Consider the following 22,313-nt stretch of genomic DNA (forward strand, 5'->3'; position numbering starts at 1 on the left):
GATTCGCTCATCCGGTCCCGATCTGCCCACTGGTTCCCGGAGTCGGTGAGCAGATCGGGACGCGATGAGCGGAATGGCACAGCACCAGCACCGTCGTGATCAGCAGATGGGGCTCTCTGCACAGCAGAGGTGTGGCGAGGACTTATCCACGGAGCCGTGAACGACGAGCCAGCGGATGCGGAGACTCGGGCATCCTGCCGGACATGCTTCCCGCACCGGAAACCATCAGACGACTCGGCGGCCTCGCCCGTGGCACGCATCTGCAGCGGATGGGCTTCACGAGACGCTCGCTCTCTCGGTCCGTGGCGCGCGGCGACATCGAGCGGATCAGGGATGGCGTGTTCGCCGCCGGTCCGATCGATCCGCAGATACGACTGGCCACCCTCCACGGCGGCGCGCTCACCTGCGCAAGCGTGCTCCAGCTGCTGAAGGTGTGGGTACTCGCTCCCTCGGTCGTCCCGCATGTGTGGGTCGGCGCCCACCGCCGCGCGCATCCGCACGATGGTTGTTCCTGTGTCTCCCACTTCTCCCGGGGCCGACCACCGCTTGGACGGGCTTCCGTCGATGTGGCTCTCGTCCATTTCCTGCGCTGCGCGGGCGACGAGGCGTTCTTCGCCGCGTACGAGTCCGCTCTCCGCCTCCGCCTCCTGTCGACGGCGGCGCGACTTCGCATCAGAGAGATGGTTCCGGCATCGGCGCTCTGGCTCCTCGACCTCGCGCGGGCGGACGCCGACAGCGGGCTCGAATCTCTGCTTCGCCTGCGGTTGCATCTGCTCGGCATCCGCCTCGACTGCCAGGTGAACATCCCCCAGGTGGGTCGTGTCGATTTCGTCATCGGAGCGCGCCTCATCCTCGAGGTCGACGGCAAGGAGAATCACAACAACGGGGCGACCATGCGCCACCGGGATCTCGCGCGCGATGCCGCGGCATCCGCACTGGGGTACGAGACACTGCGCTTCGACTACGCACAGGTCGTGCACGACTGGCCGTCCGTGCAGGCGGCCGTGCTCGCGGCCCTCACTCGTTTGCGCGACCGAGCCTGACCGGCTCGGCCGAGGTCCCGTTCCGCGCACGCCGTCCCGATCCGCTCACTGTAGGCCTGAGCAGATGAGCGAATCGGAGCCGGGTGAGCAGATCGGGACCAACCCGTCAGCTGAGCTCTCCACCCTCCAGGAGTTCGGTGACGAGGGCCGCGATCGCGGAGCGCTCGGAGCGCATCAGCGTCACGTGTCCGAAGAGATCGTGGTCCTTCAGGCTCTCGATCACGCTGGCGATGCCGTCGTGCCGTCCGACGCGCAGGTTGTCGCGCTGGCCGACGTCGTGGGTCAGGATCACCCGCGAATTCTGACCCATGCGGCTGAGCACGGTCAGCAGCACGTTGCGCTCCAGCGACTGGGCCTCGTCGACGATCACGAACGCGTCGTGCAGCGAGCGACCGCGGATGTGCGTGAGCGGAAGCACCTCCAGGAGCCCGCGCTCGATGACCTCTTCGACGACGTTGCCCGAGACGACCGAGCCGAGGGTGTCGAACACCGCCTGACCCCAGGGGCCCATCTTCTCGCCCTGGTCTCCGGGGAGGTACCCGAGCTCCTGCCCGCCCACGGCGAACAGCGGGCGGAAGACGATGATCTTCTTCTGCTGCTGCCGCTCGAGCACCGCCTCGAGGCCGGCGCACAGCGCGAGCGCCGACTTCCCGGTACCGGCGCGCCCTCCGAGCGACACGATCCCGACCTCCTGATCGAGCAGCAGGTCGATGGCGATCCGCTGCTCCGCAGAGCGGCCGTGCATCCCGAAGATGTCCCGGTCGCCGCGCACCAGCCGGTATTCGCCGTCGCCGGTCACCCGCCCGAGGGCCGATCCGCGCTCCGAGTGGATGATGAGCCCGGTGTTGATCGGCAGTCCGCGGGCGTTCTCGCTGATCCCCACTTCACTCTCGTACAGATCGCTGATGTCGTCGCCGGAGAGGTCGAGGGTGGCGATCCCGGTCCACCCGGAGTCGACGGCCTGCTCGGCGAGGTACTCCTCGGCCCGGATGCCGAGCGACGCGGCCTTCACGCGCATCGGCAGATCCTTCGAGACGATCGTCACGTCCTGGCCGTCTTGCGCCAGGTGCATCGCGACCGACAGGATGCGGGTGTCGTTGTCGCTCAGCCGGATGCCGGCGGGCAGCACGGACGAGTCCGTGTTCGCGAGTTCGACGCGGAGCGTGCCGCCCTCACCGACCTCGACGGGGAAGTCGAGGCGGCCGTGCTCGACGCGCAGGTCGTCGAGGTGACGCAGCGCCTGTCGTGCGAAGTAGCCGATCTCGGGGTCGTGGCGCTTGCCCTCGAGCTCGGTGATCACGACGACCGGAAGCACAACCGAGTGCTCGGCGAAGCGGAAGAACGCCTGCGGATCGCTCAGCAGCACCGAGGTGTCGAGCACATAGGTGCGCAGGTCCTGATCCGGCTCGGCGGACGAAGCTCGCCTCGCGGTCTTACGGGTGGACTGCTGCGCGGTGCTGGTGGACTGCTGCGCTGTACGTGTGGTCACGACCCACTCCCGACCCGGGAAATCCCGGCTATTCGAACGAGTCGACCAGGGGGTCACGAGTCGTCAACCTGAGGCCGACCCGACCGGGCTCCTTGCCCGATGCCTTGAACGTACGACCGCTCGGGGTCTTAACCGTGGCTCGACACGCGGGCGATTATTACGCGCTGATGAATGTCTCGTTGCCGAACGACGCGAGCGCATCGTCGAGCAGCTGGAAGGTCGCGGCGTCCGTGCCGGCGTGCGCCGCGATCCGGACGGACGAGCCGCGCGCCGTGACCACCAGACCGGCGTTCGCGAGCGCCGCTGCGAGACGACCGGGTTCGTCCGGCGCCAGCGCGACGATACCCGCGCGTTCCCCCCGTGCCCGGGCGGAGCTCACCGCGATGCCGTGTCGGTCGGCGATCTCGAGCATCGTGTCGACGTGCTCCGCGATCCGCGCCTCGATGGCCGCGACCCCGGCGTCGCGCACGTCGCGCACACCGATGGCGAGGCGCCCCGCGGCCAACGTGTCGGGCGAGCTCACCGTGAAGGCCCGGGCGGATGCCGCTGGTGCGGGCAGCTCGTCCATGACGAGTCCTGTGGTCGTGGTGCCGGTGATCCCGGAGAGCACGGGCGCGATGCGTTCGCGGGCCCGTGGCGAGAACCAGGCGAACCCGCTGCCGCGACCGGCGCGCAGCCATTTGTACCCGTGTCCGACGACCACGTCGGCCACGGTGTAATCCTCGTCCACGATGCCGAACGACTGCACCGCATCGACGATGAGCAGCCGATCCGGCCCGAGGAGTTCGCGGAGTGCGGCGAGGTCGGCGCGGTAGCCGGTCCGGAAGTCCACGTGACTGACGGCGAGAGCCGTGACATCGTCGTCGAGAGCCTCGGCGACGGCATCCGGTGTCACGCGCCCATCCGCCGGGCTGATCCAACGCGGTGTCAGGTCGCGGTCGGAGGCCGTCGATGCCCGCTCGAGGGTGAGGCTCACGCTGGGGAACTCCGCCGTGCCGGCGATCATGGCGCCGGTCAGACCGTAGAGGGCGTGCATGAGCCCCTGCGTGGAGGACGGCTGCAGAGTGACGTCCTCGGCATGCCCGCCGAGCAGTTCACCGATGAGCTCCTGCGCCTGTCCGATGCGCTCGGCGACCAGCGAGAGCGACGACGGCCGACCGCTGCCGAGCAGGTCGGCATCCGCGAAGATCTCCTCGCGCACGGAAGGCGACAACGGTCCGAAGGATGCCCAGTTCAGGTAGCCGGGTTCGTTGTCGAACGTGCCGACGTAGTCCTCGAAAGTGCTCACCGCGTCATTGTGGCACGCGCGCGGTCACCGTCCGAAGCGGCGGTCCCGATCGGCGAAATCGCGGATGGCACGCAGGAAGTCCACCTGGCGCAGATCGGGACCGAGCGCCTCGACGAAGTAGAACTCGCTGTGCGCGCTCTGCCACAGCAGGAAGTCGCTCAGCCGCTGCTCGCCGCTCGTGCGGATGACGAGATCCGGGTCGGGCTGACCACCGGTGTAGAGGTGCTCGCCGATCATCTCGGGCGTGAGGTGGGCGGCGAGGTCTTCCATCGTGCCGCCGGAAGCCTCGTGCTTGGTGATGATGCTGCGCACGGCGTCGACGATCTCATGGCGCCCGCCGTAGCCGACGGCGAGGTTGACGTGCAAGCCGGTGTGCTCCTTCGTGCGCTTCTCCGCATCGGCGAGCACACGAGCCAGCTCGGGCGGCAGGATGTCGGCGCGCCCGACGTGCTGCACGCGCCAGTTGCCCTCTCGGGAGAGCGCCTCGGCGAGCTCCGCGATGATCTCGATCAGGTCGGCGAGCTCGCCGGAGTCGCGCTTGAGCAGGTTGTCGCTGGAGAGCAGGTAGAGCGACACGACTCCGACGCCGAGCTCGTCGCACCAGCCGAGGAACTCGCGCATCTTCGCCGCTCCCGCCCGGTGTCCCTCCGCGGGCGTGGTGTAGCCGAGCTGCCGGGCCCACCGGCGGTTCCCGTCGATCATCATGGCGACATGGTGCGGAACGGTGGCCGGATCGAGGTGGCGTCGCAACCGGCTGGTGTAGAGCCGGTAGAGCGGCCCTCGCCCCTGGCTGTCGCGGGAAATCACCTCCTTACGCTACCGTGCTCGGGCCCGCGGCGGCGGTGCGGATGCTGAGGATAGGTGCGGTGCGCGGCATGGGCGGCGGCTTAGAGTGAGCACGTGAGCACTCCCGAGCCGTCCGACCCCGATCTCCCCCAGCTGCCGCTCCTCGAAGAGGCTGCGGACGATGCTGCAGTCGACATCAAGCCGACCTGGCGCGGATGGATCCACGCGGGCATCTTCCCCGTCGCGATCGTCGTGGGCGTGGTGCTGATCCTGGTGGCGCAGGGCGGGGCGGCCAAGTGGGCGGCCGCCGTGTTCATGGCGAGTTCGCTGCTGCTCTTCGGCAACTCCGCGCTGTACCACCGCATCGACTGGAGCCCGCCGGTCAAGCTGCTCCTGAAGCGCATCGACCACGCCAACATCTTCCTGCTGATCGCGGGAACATACACGCCGCTGGCGGTCCTGGCCCTTCCGCCCGCGAAGGGCAGCCTGCTGCTCTCCCTGGTGTGGGGCGGAACCGTGGTCGGGATCCTGTTCCGCGTCTTCTGGATCCACGCACCGCGCTGGCTCTACGTCGCCCTCTACCTGCTGATGGGGTGGGCGGCGGTCATGTTCATGGCGGACCTGCTGGCGGCGAACGTGACCATGATGGTCCTCGTGATCGTCGGCGGCCTCCTCTACACGGGCGGCGCGATCGTCTATGCGATGAAGAAGCCCAACCCGTGGCCGGGACACTTCGGATTCCACGAGATCTTCCACGTCTGCACGGTCCTGGCGTTCCTCTGCCACTGGACCGCGTGCCTGCTCATCACGCTGGATCCGCTGGTGCCCTCACTGGGCGCGTGACCCGCGCTCAGGTGGCGCGAGGGTCGTCGTCGCCCTCGCGGGTGATCGGCAGGTCGGCGTCGGTCTCGGTCGCCTCATCGGCGGCGCGGGCGGCCTCTTCGGCATCGAGCTCGTCGCGCACCTCTTCGCGGTACCGAACCCGACGGATGCGGCGGTTCATGTCCCAGATCAGGAGGATCACCGCGATCACCAGCAGGACGATCACCGCGAAGCCGACGAAGCCGGGAGTCACTGCCTCGGGAGCCACCGTCATGGAGGGCGTCGGCATCGGGGTCGCGGACAGAGCGAGCATGAATCGGCCTTTCGTACGCAGGTCGCATAACCTGGTATCACCAGCCTAACGACCGGAAGACCCACCCGTGACGACCGCACAAGAGCTCGACGACCGCTATGGCCGCACCCGACGGCGGCGCCTGCCATGGATCCTCGGCGGTTCTGTGGCGCTGCTCGTGGTCGCGGCCTTCGGCTGGATGATCGTCGACCAGTCGATGAACTCCGTGGATGCCGACGATCTCGGCTTCGACCTCGTCGACGAGCACACGGTCGACGTGCGCTTCCAGGTCACCGGAGTGCAGGGCAAGGACGTCGTCTGCATCATCGAGGCCCTCGACGAGGAGTTCGGCGTGGTCGGATGGAAGGTCATGGAGATCCCGGCGGGAGAAAGCCACTCGCAGGCGCTGTCGGCCTCCGTGCCCACCGTCGCCGAGGCCACCACAGGTTTGGTGAACACCTGCTGGGTCGCTTAGACTCGAGGCAGACAGACGACGCCCTGGCACCGTGCCGGGGCGTCTTGGCATATCCCCGGCAGTGCGCCGGCGGGATCCCGAAAGAAGGAGCTTCGTCATGTCCACCGACGCTCAGGTTCCCTTCCTCACGCAGGAAGCGTATGACCGGCTCGTCGCCGAGCTGGAGCACCTGTCCACCACCGGTCGCGATGAGATCGCCAAGCGCATCGAGGCCGCCCGTGAAGAAGGCGACCTCAAGGAGAACGGCGGCTACCACGCCGCGAAGGACGAGCAGGGCAAGCAGGAAGCTCGCATCCGCACGCTCGAGAACCTCCTGAAGACCGCGAAGGTGGGCGAGGCTCCCGCCAGCCGCGGCATCGTCGAGCCCGGAACCGTCGTCACCGCGCTCGTCGCCGGCGGCGAAGAGGTCTTCCTCCTCGGCAGCCGTGAGATCGCCGCAGGCAGCGACCACGACGTCTACAGCGAGGCGAGCCCGCTGGGTCAGGCGATCCTGGGCCTCAAGGTCGGCGAGAAGTCCTCCTACGAGGCGCCCAACGGACGGTCGATCGCCGTCGAGATCGTGGACGTGCAGACCTATACGGGCTGACACTCCGCACAGATGTCGAACGCCCCGGTCTCCTCTGCGGATGCCGGGGCGTTCTCGCGTGCGCAGGACGAGTCCGGCGCCGGGTTGTCCGAGGGTCAGTCGGGCACGATGATCGGTGCGAAGCCCGCCTGGCGCAGCGTGTCGAGGGTGTGCTCGGAGTGCTCGGGTCCGCGCGTCTCCACGCTGAGCTCGAGGATGACGTCGCTGATCTGGAGGCCGTGGCCATGCCGGGTGTGCATGGCCTCGATGACGTTGGCGCCCGCGGCGGCGATGAGCTCCGACACCTGAGCGAGCTGACCGGGACGGTCGGGCAGCGGCACGCGGATGGTGAGGTAGCGGCCGGAGGCGGCGAGCCCGTGCGACACGACGCGCTGCAGCAGCAGGGGATCGATGTTGCCGCCGGAGAGCACGGCCATCGTCGTGCCCGAGGCAGTCACCCTGCCGGCGAGGATCGCGGCGACACCGGCGGCGCCGGCAGGCTCGACGACGACCTTGGCCTGCTCGAGCAGGACGAGGATCGCGCGGGCCAGGTCGTCGTCCGACACGGTCACGACCTCGTCGACGAACTCCCTGATGATCTCGAACGGGATGGCACCGGGACGCGCGACCAGGATGCCGTCGGCGATGGTCGGACGGGTCACGATGTCGACCGGCTCACCCGCCGCGAGCGACGGGGGCATGGCCGCGGCGTTCTCGGCCTGAACCCCGATGACCCGGACCGTGCGACCGAGCTGGGCCGCGCGCGCCTTGACGGCGGCCGCGACACCGGCGATGAGGCCGCCGCCGCCGATCCCGAGCACGATGGTGTCGACCTCCGGGGCGTCCTCGAGGAGCTCGAGGCCGAGGGTCCCCTGGCCGATCACGACATCGCGATGGTCGAAGGGGTGGATCAGGACGGCACCCGTGCGCTCGGCGTACTCCGCCGCCAGGTGGAGCGAGGTCGCCACAGTCTCGCCCTCCAGCACCACTTCGGCGCCGTAGCCGCGCGTCGCGAGCAGCTTGGGCACCGGCACGCCGATCGGCATGAAGATCGTCGCGGTGATGCCGAGCGCCTGGGCAGCGAGAGCGACACCCTGCGCGTGGTTGCCTGCGGATGCCGCGACGACGCCGCGCGACCGCTCTTCGGCGCTGAGTCGGGAGAGGCGGTACGCGGCACCGCGGATCTTGAACGATCCGGTGCGCTGCAGGTTCTCCATCTTGAGCAGCACGGGCGATCCGAGCGCGTCGGAGAGTGCTCTCGAGGGAAGGGTGGGCGTGTGCGAGATCACCTCAGCCAGACTCTGAGCCGCGCGTTCGAACTCGGTCAGGCTGGGGACTTCGCTCATCGATTCCTCCGTCGTGCCTCACGCGGCACCGTGCTCCAGATCAGGTCTCCACTCGGGGCCGCGCCGGTGCGCCACGACCCCGAACTCAGCGTCACCGCCGCGACGTTGATGAAGGCGGCCAGTGGTACCGCGAAGAGGGCTCCAGGGATGCCGGCGATCATGGCACCGCCGGCGACGACGAGCACCACGGCCAGCGGGTGCACCTTCACGGCGGAACCCATCATGATCGGCTGCAGGATATGGCCCTCGATCTGCTGGACGGCCAGCACGACTAGCAGCATCCAGAGTGCGATCCAGGGTCCGTTGTAGACCAGCGCGAGGAACACCGCGACCGCACCGGTGACGACCGCACCGACGATCGGGATGAACGAGCCGAGGAACACCAGCACGGCCACCGGCAGCGCCAGCGGCACCTGCAGGAGGAACGCGCCGAGGCCGATGCCGATCGCGTCGATCGTCGCGACGAAGAGCTGCGTCCGTGCGTAGTTGACGATCGTGCGCCATCCGTTGCGGGCGGCGCCGTCGACGGCCGGGCGGGCGTTGCGCGGGAACAGCTTGACCGTCCAGCGCCAGATCCCGCCGCCGTCGGCCAGAAGGCAGATGAGGGCGAAGAAGGCGAGGAGCGCGCCGGTGAACACGTGGCCGACCGTGGAGCCGATGGCCAGTGCGCCGGACAGCAGTGCCTGCGTCTGCTCCTCGATCATGGCGAAGCCCTGGTCGATGTAGTCGGCGATCTGCTTGTCGGAGAGCTGCAGAGGGCCTTCGTGCAGCCAGACCTGGAAGTCGTCCAGAGCGGAGGTGGTGCTCGCCTGCACGGCCGGCAGCTCGAGCCGCACCTGCCAGATGACCAGCCAGACGAGCCCGGTGACGATGGCGGCAGTTCCCAGGAGCGAGATGGCGATGGCCGCCCAGCGCGGGAACCGGTGCCGCAGCATCCACTCGAACGCGGGCCACAGCAGCGCGGTGATGAGGATCGCGACCATCAGCGGGATGACCAGCAGCTTCAGCAGCATGACCAGCCAGATGAACACCCCGATCGCCGCCGCGATGAGCAGCAGTCGCCACGCGTATGCGGCAGTGATGCGCAGTCGCGGTGGCACCGCCTCATCGGCGTCGGTCGTCACGATCCGGTCGATGGAGACCGGGCGCGGACGGAACAGGTCTCGCAGCCGGGGTCGCTGGTCCTCGCTCATCGCCCAAGTCTACGGCGACCGCAGGCGGGCTCACGACGAGATGTCCCCGGCCGGCGATACGCTGACGACGTGACCGACACCCTCAGCCCCGCCCAGGCGCGCCGCATCGCCCTGGCCGCTCAGGGGTTCAGCCGCGCGCGCCCGGTATCCGTCTCCCGCCGTCACGTGCACAGGGTGATGGACCGGCTCGGCGTGCTGCAGATCGACTCGGTGAACGTCTTCGCGCGGTCGCACTATCTGCCGCTCTTCTCGCGGCTCGGCGCCTACGAGCCCGCTCTCCTCGATCGGGTCTTCCTGGCTCGCACGACCGACTACGTCGAGTACCTCGCCCACGAGGCCACGTTCATCCCGATCGAGGACTGGCCGCTGTGGCGGTTCCGGATGGATGACTTCCGCCAGCGGTGGGCGGGCGAGGACTCCTGGATGAGCACCAACTCCCGGACCGTGCAGTGGGTGCAGGACGAGCTGCGCGTGCGCGGACCGCTGCGCCCCGCCGACCTCCGAGCAGACGCACCGCGCGAACGCGGAACCTGGTGGGACTGGGACGAGGTCAAGCTCGCCCTCGAGCATCTCTGGCGCACAGGCGACGTCGCGGTCAGCGGCCGCCGCGGCTTCGAGCGCACCTACGCGCTGGCCGAGCAGGTGATCCCCGACGGCATCCGGTCACAGGAGATCCCCCGCGCCGACGCGATCCGCGAACTGATCCGGCGCGCCGCGCGCTCCAGCGGCGTCGCCACGCAGTCCGACCTCGCCGACTATTACCGCATCCGCGATCGCGAGCGGATCTCGCAGTCGATCGCCGACCTCGTCGACGACGGCGAGCTGGAGCCCGTGCACGTGCGCGGATGGGAACGAGCAGGCCGGCCGCTCCCCGCGTGGCGACACCGGGAGGCGGTGCTGCCCCGCCGGATCGATGCGGCCGCGGTGCTCACGCCCTTCGACCCCGTGGTCTGGTTTCGCGATCGTGCGCTCCGCACCTTCGAGCTCGACTACCGCATCGAGATCTACGTGCCCGCCGAGAAGCGACGGTTCGGCTACTACTCCCTGCCGGTACTCGTCGGCGACCGGATCGTCGCCCGGGTCGACCTCAAGGCCGATCGAGCGGCATCGACGCTGCAGGTGCAGTCCGCCTGGTGGGAGCCGCAGGCTCGCGCCGACGACGCCGAGCAAATCGCTGCCGAGCTCGCCCTCGCCGCGGAGTGGCAGGGCCTCGAGAACATCTCGGTATCGGGGTGGGGCGACGCCGGCGCGGCGATCCATGGGGCATTGCTGGCCGGCGGACGGCTCCCGGTGCTCCGCCACGTCCATCCTCGGGAGAGCCCGGCATGACCCGGCGCCGGTGGTGGGTGGTCGGCGGGCTGGCCGGTCTCGTCATCGCCGTCGCCGCCGCGCTCCTGATCTGGCAGTCGACCACCCGTCCCCCGACGGCGGAGGAGACCGCGCAGTCATACCTGCGCGCCCTCGAATCCGGCGATTCCGCAGCGATCGAAGCGACCGGAATCGAGGTCACGGACGACGCGTTGTCGGCCTTCGCCGGTGCGGAGCGATGGATCGAGGATGCCAGGGTCGTCGCCGTGACCGAGAATGACGACGGCACGGCTGCCGCCGAGGTCTCGTTCCGGCTCGCGGGTGAAGAGCAGGCCGCGCAGATCCCGCTGTCGTTCGCGGATGGTCGATGGAGACCGGAGGCGGCTGCTCTCGGCACGATGAGCGCGACGACCACGGTGGGAGACTTCCTCGCCATCGGAGACGCACGCCTGCCCGCGGGTGAGGCGACTCCCCTGCTTCCGGCCGAGTACAGCGTGACGGCGGCGCCGACGAAGCTTCTCGACGGTGAGAGCACGCTCGTCGTGCTTCCCGGCGAGACGACCGACATCGAGATCGAGGCTGAGCTCCGTGCGGAGGCGACGGATGCTGCACAGCAACAGCTGGACCAGCACCTCGAGACCTGCACGGCACCCGGAAGCAGTCCGGCGGCGGGCTGCGGCATCCGCATCCCGTGGGGCACGGAGTTCCGGGCCGTCAGCGAGATCCGCTATCGCATCGAGCAGCTGCCCGAAGTCTCGCTCACGCCGACCGCGTTCTCAGCCATCGACGGCGTCCTCGTCGCCACCGTCTCGGGCACGGGTCAGGACGGCGCCGCACGGACGACGACGTACCGGACGGATTCCTGGACCGTCCGCGGTGACGTCTCGTTCACGGCGGACGAACTGGTGCTCACCGCCTGGTGAAGCAGGCGTTCGTCAGAACTGCACGCGCGGAGGCTCCGAGATCGCGCCGCTGTCGGCCACCTCGAAGAACTCGCGCTCGGTGAAGCCGAGTCCCTTGGCGAAGAGGTTGTTCGGGAACACCTTGATCTTGGTGTTCAGCTCGCGCACGCCGCCGTTGTAGAAGCGCCTCGCCGCCTGGATCTTGTCCTCGGTGTCGACGATCGACTGCTGCAACTGGAGGAAGTTCTGGCTCGCCTGCAGCTGCGGATACGCCTCGGCGACGGCGAAGAGACTCCGCAGTGCCTGCTGCAGGTGTCCCTCGGCGATACCCGCTTCACCCGGACCACCGGCCGACAACGTCTCGGCCCGCGCACGGGTGACGTTCTCGAAGACGGCCTTCTCATGAGAGGCGTAGCCCTTAACCGTTTCGATGAGATTCGGGATGAGGTCGGCTCGCCGCTTCAGCTGCACAGTGATCCCGCTCCACGCCTCATCGACGCGAACGTTCAACTGCACCAGCGAGTTGTACGTGGCCCAGAGATAGATGCCGACGAGCAGGATCACTCCGACGACGATCAGTACTGGCACGAGCCATTCCATCAGAGGCCCACCCTTCCCATGTTTCTCTCATCCTAGACGCGCAGCCTGCACGTGCACTGGGGACGGCGCAGATGTCTCCGGGGTCCGCGTCAGTCGCCGAGGACGCGTACGAGATAGCGGTTGCCGAAGCGACGCTCGGGGTCCAGTCGATCGCGCACCGCGACGAAGTCATCGAAGCGCGGATACCGCTCGCGCAGGGTCTCGGCGCTCAGGGTGTGCAGCTTGCCCCAGTGCGGGCGCCCGCCGTGTTCCAGCATGATCGGCTCGACCGCCTCGAAGTACTCGGTCGGATCAGCGCGCCAGTAGCGGTGCACAGCGATGTAGGCACTCGCGCGGCCGTGGGCGGTCGACAGCCAGCGGTCGTCCTCGGCCGCGAAGCGCACCTCGACCGGGAACTCGATCCGCCACCGGCGCTGCGCGATGAGTGCGCGCAGTGCCTCGAAGGCGGGAACCACGTTCTCGGCCGGGAGCGCGTACTCCATCTCGCGGAACCGCACGGTGCGGCTCTGCGTGAGAACGCGATGGGAGAGGTCGGTGTACTCGCGGTCGCCGGTGAGCTTCACGGCGAGACGGCTGAAGGGAGGCGTGACCGCGGGGAGCACGCGTCCGGCGGCGCACACCGCCCGGTAGACGCCGTTGGAGAGCAGCGTCTCGTCGATCCACTTCCCGACCAGCGGAAGCGGCTTGCGCACCGCCGACTCCGGCAGGCGCGTCTGCCGCTTGGTGAGAGCGATGCGGGTGTGCGGGAACCAGTAGAACTCGAAATGGTCGGATGCCGCCGCACGCTCGTCGAGCGTCGCGAGCACGTCCTCCAGGGGAGCCGGCTCGTCGATCGCATGCATCACGAAGGCGGGCACGCACTGCAGCGTGACCTCGACGATGATGCCGAGCGCTCCGAGACCGAGCGCGGCGGCCGGGAGGAGCTCACTGTTCTGCTCCTCGTCGATGCGGAGGAACTCCCCCGCCGCGGTGACCATCGTGATACCGACCACCTGAGCGGCCAGACCGGAGAATCCCCGGCCGGTGCCGTGCGTGCCGGTCGAGATGGCGCCCGAGATCGATTGGCGGTCGATGTCGCCCAGGTTCTCCATCGCCAGGCCGAACGGCGCGAGGAGCGCGGGGATGCGATGCAGCCGGGTGCCGGCGAGGAAGGTCGCCCGGCCGCTGACGGCATCCGCCGAGACCAGTCCCTGCATGTCGTCGAGCTCCAGCAGCACACCCGGCGCGACGGCGATGCCGGTGAAGCTGTGCCCGGCACCCACCGCCTTTACGGTCAGACCGTGGTTCACGGCGGCGACAACCGCCCGTTGCACGCCCTCGGGGCTGCGAGGCCGCTCCACCCGCACGGGTCGGACCTGAGCCGTGCGCCCCCAGTTCTGCCACGCGCCGCCGATTCTGGTCACAGGAACGCCCTCCCCTCACCGCGGTAGGTGGGGAGCTCGTCGATGACCTCGTCGCGGGAGACCAGGTGGTAGCGCTCGATGCGCTCGGCCGGCTCCCCGCTCTTGGCGTGCCGGAACCAGACGCGGTCGCCCACTCCCAAGCGCGTGGCGGCGGGGCCCTGCAGCGGGGTCTGCACCTCTCCCGCGGCTTCGCGCGACAGGGTGTGCAGGCCCTGCGGCCAGACGGGCTTGGGCTGACGCGAGGCGAGCGCGGGTCCGGAGGCGATCCATCCCCCACCGAGCACCGTCGCGATGTCGACGGCCGGGCGCCGGACCACATCGAATGCGAAGGCGGATGCCGGGGCCGGCTGGAATGATCGATACCCGTCGAAGAGGTGGCCGCCCAGGAGTCCACTCCCCGCGCTCGCCTCCGTGAGGGACTCGTCGCTGCCGGTGAACTCGAGCGATCCGGTGCCTCCGCCGTTGAGGAACTCCATCGGCGCGACCGCGGAGACCGCCTCGACGATCGCCGCCCTCCGCTCGCGCAGTTCCGTGCGGGACCGGGCCTGGACCAGTCGGATCAGCGGTGCGTCGGGGCCCGCGGCATCACCCTGTCCGGCGATCTGCGCGTCGTACATCTGGAGTCCCACGAGCCGGAATCCGGGGCGGGCGATGACCTTCCGTGCGAAGGCGGCGACCTCGCCCGCGGTGAACAGCGCCGATCGGCGCACCCCGATGTGCCCGAGCACCGTGGACTTCCAAGAGGCGTCGACGTCGATCGCGACGCGGATCTCGGGGCGTGTGCCGGGTCCTGCGACGCTGTCGATGAGGTCGAGGTGCGCGAGGTCGTCGACCATCAGCGTGATGCGCCCCGCCGCCTGTTCGTCGGCGACCAACTGCTCGAGGCTGTCGCGGTCGACCGTCGGGTAGGCGAGCACGATGTCGTCGTGCTCCTCGGCGAGCCACAGCGCCTCCGCCAGGGTGAAGGCGAGGATGCCGCGGTAGCCGGGGAGCTTCAGCACGGCATCGAGCACGGCGCGCACCCGCACCGACTTGGAGGCGACGCGGATCGGCAGACCACCGGATCGCACGAGCAGGTCCATCGCGTTGTACCGCAGAGCCTCCCGGTCGATCACGCCGACGGGAGCGGGAAGGTGCCCGGTCGCCGCAGAGAGACGCGGCCAGTAGCGGCCTGGATCCTGCCACTCGGGGGCGACCGCGGGGGCGCCCTGAACGGGGCTCAGTTCTTCGGTGAGGTCGAGCACTCCCCCACCCTATGGCTTCGACGTACTCGGGTTCACCCCTCACGGCACCCCGTCGCACGAGTCGGGCGTCGCTAGGCTGGGCGGAGGCCCCCGTAGCCCAATGGCAGAGGCAGGCGACTTAAAATCGCTTCAGTCTGGGTTCGAGTCCCAGCGGGGGCACCGGTGGTTCCTTCCGCGCGGGATCATCGCCCCGATCACTCACCGTCAGCGACGGCCGTCCGTCGGCCCGCCCTGCCCTCTCTCACCCGCCGGGCCACGAGCACCACCATCGCGACCGCGATCGCCGTGTAGACCGCGTAGTCGAGATATCCGAGGTACCGCTCGAGCTGCTCATGCTGCGTGCCGAGCGCCGCTCCGACTCCCAGGAGCAGGGCATTCCACAGACCACTGCCGATGACCGTGTAGACGCTGAATCGCACGATGTTCATCCGTGCGGCGCCCGCCGGGATCGAGATGAGACTCCGGACGCCGGGGACCATCCGGCCGACGAGCACCGTCCATGCGCCGCTGCGCCCGAACCACTCGGCACCTCGCTCCAGGTCGGATCTGCTCACCAGCCTGGTCGCCGCGAGCAGGCGGACAGCGCGGTCCATGCCGATCGCGGCTCCCAGGCCGTAGAGCAGCAATGCACCGATCCACGACGCCAGGGTGCTCCAGAAGATGAGCCAGCCGAGGTGGAGCTCGCCGCTCTGACTGAGGTAGCCCGCGAACGGGAGGATCACCTCGCTCGGGATCGGCGGGATCAGCACCTCGACGAACACCAGCACGCCGACGCCGACGTCACCGAGCGCGGTCAGGACATCGGCGGCGAAGCCGGTCAGTCCGGTGAAGCCGTGATCGGCGGTCGCCAGGATCATCGGGTCACCGTCCGAAGAGGTCACCGATGCCCGGCAGACCGAGATCTCCGAGCTTCTCGCCCCAGCCTGTCGCGGTCTCGCCCAGTCCGGCAGCGGCCTCTCCCGCTGACCCGAGCATCTCCTCGGCTCCTCCGGCGAACCCTTCGACGTCGATCCCTGAGGCGAGTGCTTCGAGATCGACACCCTCGGCCAGCGCCGAGAAGTCCACACCGAGCCCGGCGGCCTGCTCCAGGAGCGGGCCGGCAACCGTGCTGAGCACCGCGCCACCGGCGACCGCTCCGAGAACTCCCACCGCTGCGCCGCCCGCCGTGACCGCGGCCCCCCGGCCTGCGCCGCCGGCACCGGCACCACGCACCCGCGACAGCAGTCCGCGCATGCGTCCGGGGCGGATCGCCTCGGCGCGCCCCGCCGCCCGGGCGAGGTCGTCGGGCGCCGCCGAGCGCGGGCGCTCCCCCGGTGTCAGCTCTGTCTGCATGCGCTCCTCGACGAGGGTCCGCTGTTCGGGTGTCAGCCGCGCGAACGCCGCGCGATGGATCTGTTCGACCTGCGCGGGCTCAGCCGTCTGCAGCAGGTAGTCGTAGCGCGCGATCGCCGCGCGATCCGCATCGCTACCGGTGCCGGGCTGCCCGGCGCTGGTCTGCCGCGAGCCGGATGCCGAGCCGACGCGCGACGGGGCGGCAGCGCCGGGCGCGGGCGGCGGCGCATACGGGTCGGCGGATGCCGGAGCAGCCGACCGCTCCTCGGCGCGTGCACGCTCACCGGGTGCCACAGGACCAGCGGGGCCGCGGACGGCGTCGACCGCACCGCGGAGCATGCCACCCCAGTCCGTCGACCGCGAGTCGCTCGCTCGCTGTCCATCGCGTGCGGAACTGCCGTTCTTCTCGATCGCGTCCGTCGCCATTTCGATCAGGCGGGAGAGCTTTCCCATGGTGTGCCTTTCGTGGAGCGCGGGCCACCGCGATTCCACGACGTCGGACGACGGCAAAGGTTTCCGGGCAGCCCGCACAGCGGGTGCCAAGGTCTCCTCCACCCTCACGGGCCGACGGGCCGGGACACGATCTCATGTCCGTATTGACGACACCGACGCAGACGGGAGTACTCCCCTTGCGCCGACGAGACTATCGAGCGCGCCTATGCGTCCCCTCCATGCGAACAGCCCTCCCGGAAGACGGGAGGGCTGTTCGGAAATGCGGTGGCGAGGCGCTACTTGGCAGCGACCTTCTCGGCAGCCGGCTTCTTCGCCGCCGGCTTCTTCGCGGGAGCCTTCTTCGCAGCCGGCTTCTTCGCAGGAGCGTCGTCGGTGACGGGCTCGTCAGCGTCCGGAGCCTTGTCGGCGGCGGCGATGGTCGTCGCCGGCTCCGACGAGTGCGACCCGGGCAAAGCGGGAGCAGCCGGAGCTGCCGGAGCCGCAGGGGCTGCGGCACGCGGGCGAGCCGCGAACTCCTCGAAGACGTAGCGCGGGTTCTGCACCGTCTCGAGGTTCACCAGGTCGCGACCGAGCCACAGGTTGTTCCACCAGCCCCAGATCACGCGGAACTTGCGCTCCCACGTCGGCATCGCGAGGCCGTGGTAGCCGCGGTGCGCGACCCAGGCGACGAAGCCCTTGAGCGCGATCTTGCCGGACTGGAAGACACCGTTGTACAGACCGAGACCGGCCACGGCGCCCATGTTCTTGTGGAAGTACTCCTTCGGGTTCTCGCCACGGAGCACGGCCACGATGTTCTTCGCGAGCAGCTTGGCCTGACGCACCGCGTGCTGGGCGTTCGGCACGCAGAAGCCGCCGACGCCACCACCCGACAGGTCGGGAACAGCCGAGACATCACCGGCCGCCCAGGCACCCTCGACGAAGGCCTCGGGCGTACCCACGCGCAGGTCGGCGCGGGTCTGGATGCGACCGCGCTCCTCGATGGGCAGGTCGCCGCCACGGACGACCGTCGGGTTCGCCATGACACCGGCGGTCCAGACGATCACGTCAGTCGGGATGACCTCACCGGTCGAGAGCTCGACGTTGCCGTCGACCGCGCTGGTGAGCTGCGTGTCGAGGTGCACGTTGGCGCCACGCTTCGCGAGATCCTTGAGCACCCACTCGCTGGTCTGCAGCGAGACCTCGGGCATGATGCGGCCCATCGCCTCGATGAGGTGGAAGTGCGTGTCCTCGAAGCGCAGCTGCGGGTACTTCGACACCAGCGACGAGGCCAGCGAGCGCAGCTCGGCGAACACCTCGATACCGGCGAAGCCGCCACCGACGACGACGACCGTGAGCAGACGGTCGCGGGCAGGACCGGCCGGCAGCGACGCCGCCTTGTCGAAGTTCGACATGACACGGTCACGGATCGCGACGGCTTCTTCGATCGTCTTGAGCCCGATCGCGTTGTCGGCGATGCCCGGGATCGGAAAGGTGCGCGAGACGGCACCGGCGGTCACGACGATCTGGTCGTACTCGAACTCGTACGGCTCGCCCACCGGCGGCGTGATCGTCGCGGTCTTCTGCGCGTGGTTGATGTTCGTCACCTTGGCGGTGAGCACGTTCGTGCGCTTGAGGTGGCGACGGTGCGCGACCACGGAGTGCCGCGCCTCGATCGAGCCCGCAGCGACCTCCGGGAGGAACGGCTGGTAGGTCATGTACGGGAGCGGGTCGACCATGGTCACATCGGCCTCGCCCTTGCGCAGGTGCTTCTCGAGCTTCCACGCGCTGTAGAAGCCCGCGTAACCTCCACCGACGATCAGAATCTTGGGCACAGTGCTGTTCTGAGGCACAGGGGGACTACTCCTCGGAGTCAGGAATTTGGCGTACGAGAGACGCGCGCCGATCGGATGCGCCGGGCAGCAGCGGTGACGCCAAGCGCTATCAGGATACCAGGGACTGTGAGGGCGATGAGCGGAAGGGTACCGTAGCGCAGCGATTCAGCACTGGGAAGCAGCGGGGAACCCGCTTCGGTCGGCGCATCGGCGTCAGGCAGCGGCGGCACCTCGACCGGCGCGACGGTCTGCTCCGGCTGCGGCTCGGTCTCCGCGCGCCGGAAGAAGTGGATCCACTCGGCCAGATCACCCATCGGATTCTTGTCCACCGGTGCGATGTCGGCCGAGATCGCCGCGGCGGCATCCACCAGGCCGTATCCGTAGAGCGGATCCTGCGGCTTCTTGGCACCATCGACCGGGATCGCCGTCTTGATGATGCGGTTGATCACGTCGATCGCCTTGATGTCGGGATGCGCCGACCGGATCAGCGCCGCAATACCCGACACGATCGGTGCCGCACCGCTGGTGCCGCGCCACGGCACCACCTTGCCGTCTGCGGAGACCCCGAGGAGGCCCTCACTCGGGGCGGATATCCCGATCGTGATCCCCTGCGTCGAGGCCTCGACGCTCGCCGTCCCCGTCTGGTCGACGCCGCCCACGGTGAGCACACCCGGGATCGTCGCGGGAGCGCCGATGATGCTCGTACCGCTCCCCCGGTTGCCGGCCGCCACGACCACGACCACGTCGTGCTCGAAGGCGTAGAGGAACGCGTCGTCCCAGCTCTCGTCCCAGTCGAGCGTGTTCGTCGTGAACGAGAGGTTGATCACGTCGGCGCCGTTGTCGACGGCCCAGCGCATGCCCTTCGCGACCTGTTCGGTGAAGGGCACGGCCGCTGCGGCGCCGAAGCCCACGGAGATGGAGAGGAGGTTCGCCTCGGGGGCGACCCCGATCATGCCGGTGCCGTCGGCTGCGCCCCGGCCCGCTGCGAGCGACGCCACCCACGACCCGTGGTTGCCGTCGACGGCACCCAGCGGGGTGCGACCGTCGGGGGTGCCGGTCCCGGAGACATCGGTGCCGCCGACCACGGCATCGCCGAAGGTCTCGGGCACCTTGCCGATGCCGGTGTCGATCACCGCGATCGTGACGCCCTTGCCGCGGGTGGTCTGCCAGGCCTCACGGATCCTGGCGCCGTCGAGCCAGTACTCCGACGCGCGCACCGGATCGGCCGGGTCGTCGGGGATGGGTGGAGGGGTGGCGGTGGCTCCGATGAGCAGGACGGATGCCGCCACCACCGCGAGGGCGATGACGTTGCGCAGCATCCGGGGGGCGCTCATTCCGAGGGCGTCGCCTCTGCGGGCGCCGCGTCTGCCGACGTCGCCTCATCGCGCGTCGCTGCGCCGGGCGCCTCGCAGCGGCACACTGACGGTGACCAGCTGGAGCGCTCGAGGGCGGCATCGCCGATCGGATTCACCCCGGGGCCTGCCGCGAGGGCATGGCCGGCGAGAGCGTGCAGGCACTTCACCCGCGTCGGCATCCCCCCGGCGGAGATGCCGTCGATCTCGGGCACCTCGCCGAACTGCGCACGGTCCGCGAGGTAGGCCTCGTGGGCGGCGAGGTAGGCCGCGGCCACCGCATCATCCTCTCCGAGGCGCGCAGCGAGCTCGGGCATCACCTGCGTGGCCTCGAGGGTCGACATCGCCGCCGTCGCCGCCGGATGAGTCAGGTAGTAGAACGTGGGGAACGGCGTGCCGTCGGGCAGTCGCGGCGTCGTCGCGACGACGGTCGGGTTGCCGCAGACGCAGCGCGCCGCGATGCCGACCACCCCGCGCGCAGGACGGCCGAGCTGGGCCGAGACGACGGCGAGCTCGGCGGGCGTGGGAGCAGGGAACGGCGGCGTGGTCACCCCACCAGCGTAGGGGAGCCGCCAGGGAGGATGCTCGGAGCGGATGCTCAGGGAGCGACCGAAGCGGTGTCGCTCAGCCCGGCCGAGACGATGGTGCGCAGCAGCTGCGGCATCCAGTCGGCCGGCTTCTCCTCCAGGGTGTCGCTGACCGGGTCCTGTTCCCGCGGGAGCTGAGAGGGGTCGAGGTCGTTGTCGATCAGGTAGACGATCTCGCCCGGCTTCACGTAGTAGAGCCGTTCCCGCGCCTGGGTGGTGATGTAGGCGGGGTCGCTCCAGCGCTCGCGCTCCGCGATGAGATCGTCGATCTCGCCCTTGCTCACCTGCACCGATGCCTCGAGCGCGGCGATCTTCTGCCGCTGGTCGATGAAGGTGCCGAGGGTCGGGACGAGCACCCAGGCGCCGAGCACCACGAGGGAGAGCATGATCACGGAGAAGGCGGAGAGGCGGATGCCGGACGCCCACTCGCGCACATCGACGTTCGTCGTGCCACCGCGCTTGGTGTTCCGAGGCGTCGAGGGCACCGGGGCCGACTTCGTCCGCTTCTTCTTCGCCGACGGGAATGAGGCGGCAGGGGACGCCGGAGACGCCGAAGGAGGAGCCGGTCGTCGTGCCACGGCTCCTCCTTCGTCCCGCCGTCTGGCGGCGGTCTCGTCTAAATCAGCTGCACTCAGGCCTGCGAGCGCGGGAAGGCCGAGCGACCGGCGAACACCGCGGCATCGCCCAGTTCCTCTTCGATGCGCAGAAGCTGATTGTACTTCGCGACGCGCTCGCTGCGAGCAGGCGCACCCGCCTTGATCTGACCCGCGTTGGTGGCGACGGCCAGGTCGGCGATCGTGGTGTCCTCGGTCTCACCGGAGCGGTGCGAGAGCATCGCCGTGTAGCCGGAGCGCTGCGCCAGGCTGACCGCGTCGAACGTCTCGGTGAGCGTGCCGATCTGGTTGACCTTGACCAACAGCGAGTTGGCGACGCCGCGCTTGATCCCCTCTGCCAGACGCGTCGGGTTGGTGACGAAGAGGTCGTCGCCGACCAGCTGGACCTTGGAGCCCAGAACGTCGGTGAGGTGCTTCCAGTTGTCCCAGTCATCCTCGGCGAGAGCGTCTTCGATCGTGACGATCGGGAAGTCGTTGACCAGGCCGACGTAGTACTCGGTGAGCGCGGCGGCGTCCCAGTCCTTGTTGTCGAGACGGTAGACGCCGTCCTTGAAGAACTCGGTCGCCGCGACGTCGAGGCCCAGGGCGATGTCGGTGCCGGGAGTGAAGCCCGCCTTCTCGATCGCCTTCACCAGGAAGTCGAGGCCCTCGCGGTTGCTGGGCAGGTCGGGGGCGAAGCCGCCCTCGTCGCCGAGGCCCGTGGCGTAGCCGGCGGCCTTCAGCTCGGCGCGCAGCACGTGGTACGTCTCGACGCCCCAGCGGAGCGCCTCGGAGTAGGTCTCGGCGCCGATCGGCGCGAGGAAGAACTCCTGCATGTCGATGCCGTTGTCGGCGTGCTCGCCGCCGTTGATGACGTTGAACAGCGGAACGGGCAGCACGTGCGCGTTCGGGCCGCCGAGGTAGCGGAACAGCGGCAGGTCGGCCGAGTCGGCCGCGGCCTTGGCGACCGCGAGGCTGACGCCCAGGATCGCGTTGGCGCCGACGCGCTTCTTGTTCTCGGTGCCGTCGACCTCGTTGAGGATCTCGTCGACGATGCGCTGCTCGCTGGCCTCGACGCCCTCGAGAGCCGGTCCGAGCTCGTCGATGATGGCGTCGACGGCCTTCAGCACGCCCTTGCCGCCGTAACGGCTCTTGTCGCCATCACGCAGCTCGTACGCCTCGAAGGCGCCGGTGGATGCACCGGAGGGGACGGCGGCCCGCTGGACGATGCCATCGTCGAGGAGCACCTCCACCTCGACGGTCGGGTTTCCGCGCGAGTCGAGAATCTCGCGTGCGCCTACAGCCTCGATCAGTGCCACTGATGTGCTCCTTGTTCAGAGAGAAGGGTGTGTGGAGCGTCGTCGGTCCGCGCTCAGTCTAGCCCCGCGCTCCGATGGGCTCAGGGATCGATCCTGGCGGGGACGGCGGA

22 protein-coding genes and 1 tRNA gene are annotated in these 22,313 nt (G+C 69.3%); 7 read left to right on the plus strand and 16 right to left on the minus strand.

Going from position 1 to position 22,313, the window contains the following annotated elements:
- The first annotated feature begins 203 nt into the window (after positions 1 to 203).
- Positions 204 to 1,043, plus strand: a complete 840-nt coding sequence (locus QFZ21_RS05440) for an endonuclease domain-containing protein (protein WP_307375204.1) — start codon at positions 204 to 206, stop codon at positions 1,041 to 1,043.
- A gap of 106 nt (positions 1,044 to 1,149) precedes the next feature.
- Here QFZ21_RS05440 and QFZ21_RS05445 read toward each other — a convergent pair whose 3' ends face one another.
- From QFZ21_RS05445 to QFZ21_RS05455, 3 genes are all read right to left on the minus strand, one after another.
- On the minus strand, positions 1,150 to 2,532 hold the full coding sequence (locus QFZ21_RS05445) for a PhoH family protein (RefSeq protein ID WP_373425998.1): 1,383 nt from the start codon (positions 2,530 to 2,532) through the stop codon (positions 1,150 to 1,152).
- 157 nt (positions 2,533 to 2,689) lie between these two features.
- Entirely contained in the window at positions 2,690 to 3,820 is a 1,131-nt protein-coding gene (locus QFZ21_RS05450) for an aminotransferase class V-fold PLP-dependent enzyme (protein ID WP_307375206.1), read from the minus strand.
- 24 nt (positions 3,821 to 3,844) lie between these two features.
- Complete coding sequence (locus QFZ21_RS05455; protein ID WP_307381229.1) at positions 3,845 to 4,624, minus strand: isoprenyl transferase; 780 nt, start codon at positions 4,622 to 4,624, stop codon at positions 3,845 to 3,847.
- Between the two features lie 96 nt (positions 4,625 to 4,720).
- On the opposite strand from QFZ21_RS05455, the gene QFZ21_RS05460 reads away from it, so the two are divergent.
- Entirely contained in the window at positions 4,721 to 5,449 is a 729-nt protein-coding gene (locus QFZ21_RS05460) for a hemolysin III family protein (protein ID WP_307375209.1), read from the plus strand.
- A 7-nt stretch (positions 5,450 to 5,456) separates the two neighbouring features.
- On the opposite strand, the gene QFZ21_RS05465 is transcribed toward QFZ21_RS05460, so the two are convergent.
- Positions 5,457 to 5,741, minus strand: a complete 285-nt coding sequence (locus QFZ21_RS05465; RefSeq protein ID WP_307375212.1) for a hypothetical protein — start codon at positions 5,739 to 5,741, stop codon at positions 5,457 to 5,459.
- 67 nt (positions 5,742 to 5,808) lie between these two features.
- Here QFZ21_RS05465 and QFZ21_RS05470 point away from each other — a divergent pair, with 67 nt between their 5' ends.
- Both QFZ21_RS05470 and greA read left to right on the plus strand, forming a co-directional pair.
- Positions 5,809 to 6,195 (plus strand): DUF4307 domain-containing protein, encoded by a 387-nt coding sequence (locus tag QFZ21_RS05470; RefSeq protein ID WP_307375214.1) that lies wholly within the window; start codon positions 5,809 to 5,811, stop codon positions 6,193 to 6,195.
- A gap of 97 nt (positions 6,196 to 6,292) precedes the next feature.
- Positions 6,293 to 6,781 (plus strand): transcription elongation factor GreA, encoded by a 489-nt coding sequence (greA, locus tag QFZ21_RS05475; protein WP_307375216.1) that lies wholly within the window; start codon positions 6,293 to 6,295, stop codon positions 6,779 to 6,781.
- A gap of 95 nt (positions 6,782 to 6,876) precedes the next feature.
- Here the strand turns inward: greA and ilvA are convergent, their stop codons facing one another.
- Positions 6,877 to 8,106 carry a threonine ammonia-lyase gene (gene ilvA, locus QFZ21_RS05480; protein ID WP_307375217.1) on the minus strand — a complete coding sequence of 410 codons (1,230 nt, stop codon included), beginning with the start codon at positions 8,104 to 8,106 and terminating at the stop codon, positions 6,877 to 6,879.
- Positions 8,103 to 9,299 carry an AI-2E family transporter gene (locus tag QFZ21_RS05485; RefSeq protein WP_307375220.1) on the minus strand — a complete coding sequence of 399 codons (1,197 nt, stop codon included), beginning with the start codon at positions 9,297 to 9,299 and terminating at the stop codon, positions 8,103 to 8,105. Before QFZ21_RS05485 ends, ilvA begins: the two co-directional genes overlap by 4 nt.
- Before the next feature lie 69 nt (positions 9,300 to 9,368).
- Here QFZ21_RS05485 and QFZ21_RS05490 point away from each other — a divergent pair, with 69 nt between their 5' ends.
- Entirely contained in the window at positions 9,369 to 10,628 is a 1,260-nt protein-coding gene (locus tag QFZ21_RS05490) for a winged helix-turn-helix domain-containing protein (RefSeq protein ID WP_307375223.1), read from the plus strand.
- Complete coding sequence (locus QFZ21_RS05495) at positions 10,625 to 11,530, plus strand: hypothetical protein (RefSeq protein WP_307375225.1); 906 nt, start codon at positions 10,625 to 10,627, stop codon at positions 11,528 to 11,530. The genes QFZ21_RS05490 and QFZ21_RS05495 overlap by 4 nt, the downstream gene beginning before the upstream one ends.
- 12 nt (positions 11,531 to 11,542) lie before the next feature.
- On the opposite strand, the gene QFZ21_RS05500 is transcribed toward QFZ21_RS05495, so the two are convergent.
- From QFZ21_RS05500 to QFZ21_RS05510, 3 genes are all read right to left on the minus strand, one after another.
- Positions 11,543 to 12,109, minus strand: coding sequence for a LemA family protein (locus QFZ21_RS05500; RefSeq protein ID WP_046013812.1), 567 nt, complete (start codon positions 12,107 to 12,109; stop codon positions 11,543 to 11,545).
- Positions 12,110 to 12,198: 89 nt separating this feature from the next.
- Positions 12,199 to 13,512 (minus strand): D-arabinono-1,4-lactone oxidase, encoded by a 1,314-nt coding sequence (locus QFZ21_RS05505; protein WP_307375230.1) that lies wholly within the window; start codon positions 13,510 to 13,512, stop codon positions 12,199 to 12,201.
- On the minus strand, positions 13,509 to 14,756 hold the full coding sequence (locus tag QFZ21_RS05510) for an alanine racemase (RefSeq protein ID WP_307375233.1): 1,248 nt from the start codon (positions 14,754 to 14,756) through the stop codon (positions 13,509 to 13,511). The genes QFZ21_RS05505 and QFZ21_RS05510 overlap by 4 nt, the downstream gene beginning before the upstream one ends.
- A gap of 86 nt (positions 14,757 to 14,842) precedes the next feature.
- Here QFZ21_RS05510 and QFZ21_RS05515 point away from each other — a divergent pair.
- Positions 14,843 to 14,915 (plus strand) — tRNA-Leu (locus QFZ21_RS05515).
- A gap of 35 nt (positions 14,916 to 14,950) precedes the next feature.
- Here the strand turns inward: QFZ21_RS05515 and QFZ21_RS05520 are convergent.
- The 7 genes from QFZ21_RS05520 to eno form a co-directional block, all read right to left on the minus strand.
- A complete protein-coding gene (locus tag QFZ21_RS05520; protein WP_307375236.1) occupies positions 14,951 to 15,613 on the minus strand; it encodes a DedA family protein in 663 nt (220 codons plus the stop codon).
- A gap of 4 nt (positions 15,614 to 15,617) precedes the next feature.
- A complete protein-coding gene (locus QFZ21_RS05525) occupies positions 15,618 to 16,541 on the minus strand; it encodes a cation-transporting ATPase (protein WP_307375238.1) in 924 nt (307 codons plus the stop codon).
- Between the two features lie 275 nt (positions 16,542 to 16,816).
- Positions 16,817 to 18,352 carry an NAD(P)/FAD-dependent oxidoreductase gene (locus tag QFZ21_RS05530; RefSeq protein WP_307375240.1) on the minus strand — a complete coding sequence of 512 codons (1,536 nt, stop codon included), beginning with the start codon at positions 18,350 to 18,352 and terminating at the stop codon, positions 16,817 to 16,819.
- Between the two features lie 38 nt (positions 18,353 to 18,390).
- A complete protein-coding gene (locus QFZ21_RS05535) occupies positions 18,391 to 19,686 on the minus strand; it encodes a S8 family serine peptidase (RefSeq protein ID WP_307375242.1) in 1,296 nt (431 codons plus the stop codon).
- A complete protein-coding gene (locus tag QFZ21_RS05540) occupies positions 19,683 to 20,255 on the minus strand; it encodes a DUF501 domain-containing protein (RefSeq protein WP_307375244.1) in 573 nt (190 codons plus the stop codon). The genes QFZ21_RS05535 and QFZ21_RS05540 overlap by 4 nt, the downstream gene beginning before the upstream one ends.
- 47 nt (positions 20,256 to 20,302) lie before the next feature.
- Positions 20,303 to 20,869 carry a septum formation initiator family protein gene (locus QFZ21_RS05545; RefSeq protein WP_307375246.1) on the minus strand — a complete coding sequence of 189 codons (567 nt, stop codon included), beginning with the start codon at positions 20,867 to 20,869 and terminating at the stop codon, positions 20,303 to 20,305.
- A 53-nt stretch (positions 20,870 to 20,922) separates the two neighbouring features.
- Positions 20,923 to 22,203, minus strand: a complete 1,281-nt coding sequence (gene eno / locus QFZ21_RS05550; RefSeq protein WP_307375248.1) for a phosphopyruvate hydratase — start codon at positions 22,201 to 22,203, stop codon at positions 20,923 to 20,925.
- Positions 22,204 to 22,313 lie beyond the last annotated feature (110 nt).

Origin of the sequence: Microbacterium sp. W4I20 (assembly GCF_030816505.1) — a bacterium.
GTDB lineage: Bacteria > Actinomycetota > Actinomycetes > Actinomycetales > Microbacteriaceae > Microbacterium.

Excerpts from the sequence above, each read along its gene's own strand:
- greA (WP_307375216.1), top strand. The coding sequence starts at position 6,293 with ATGTCCACCGACGCTCAGGTTCCCTTCCTCACGCAGGAAGCGTATGAC.
- QFZ21_RS05465 (WP_307375212.1), bottom strand. The coding sequence starts at position 5,741 with ATGCTCGCTCTGTCCGCGACCCCGATGCCGACGCCCTCCATGACGGTG.
- QFZ21_RS05485 (WP_307375220.1), bottom strand. The coding sequence starts at position 9,299 with ATGAGCGAGGACCAGCGACCCCGGCTGCGAGACCTGTTCCGTCCGCGC.
- QFZ21_RS05535 (WP_307375242.1), bottom strand. The coding sequence starts at position 19,686 with ATGAGCGCCCCCCGGATGCTGCGCAACGTCATCGCCCTCGCGGTGGTG.
- QFZ21_RS05520 (WP_307375236.1), bottom strand. The coding sequence starts at position 15,613 with ATGATCCTGGCGACCGCCGATCACGGCTTCACCGGACTGACCGGCTTC.
- ilvA (WP_307375217.1), bottom strand. The coding sequence starts at position 8,106 with ATGAGCGAAGTCCCCAGCCTGACCGAGTTCGAACGCGCGGCTCAGAGT.
- QFZ21_RS05500 (WP_046013812.1), bottom strand. The coding sequence starts at position 12,109 with ATGGAATGGCTCGTGCCAGTACTGATCGTCGTCGGAGTGATCCTGCTC.
- QFZ21_RS05440 (WP_307375204.1), top strand. The coding sequence starts at position 204 with ATGCTTCCCGCACCGGAAACCATCAGACGACTCGGCGGCCTCGCCCGT.
- QFZ21_RS05525 (WP_307375238.1), bottom strand. The coding sequence starts at position 16,541 with ATGGGAAAGCTCTCCCGCCTGATCGAAATGGCGACGGACGCGATCGAG.
- QFZ21_RS05495 (WP_307375225.1), top strand. The coding sequence starts at position 10,625 with ATGACCCGGCGCCGGTGGTGGGTGGTCGGCGGGCTGGCCGGTCTCGTC.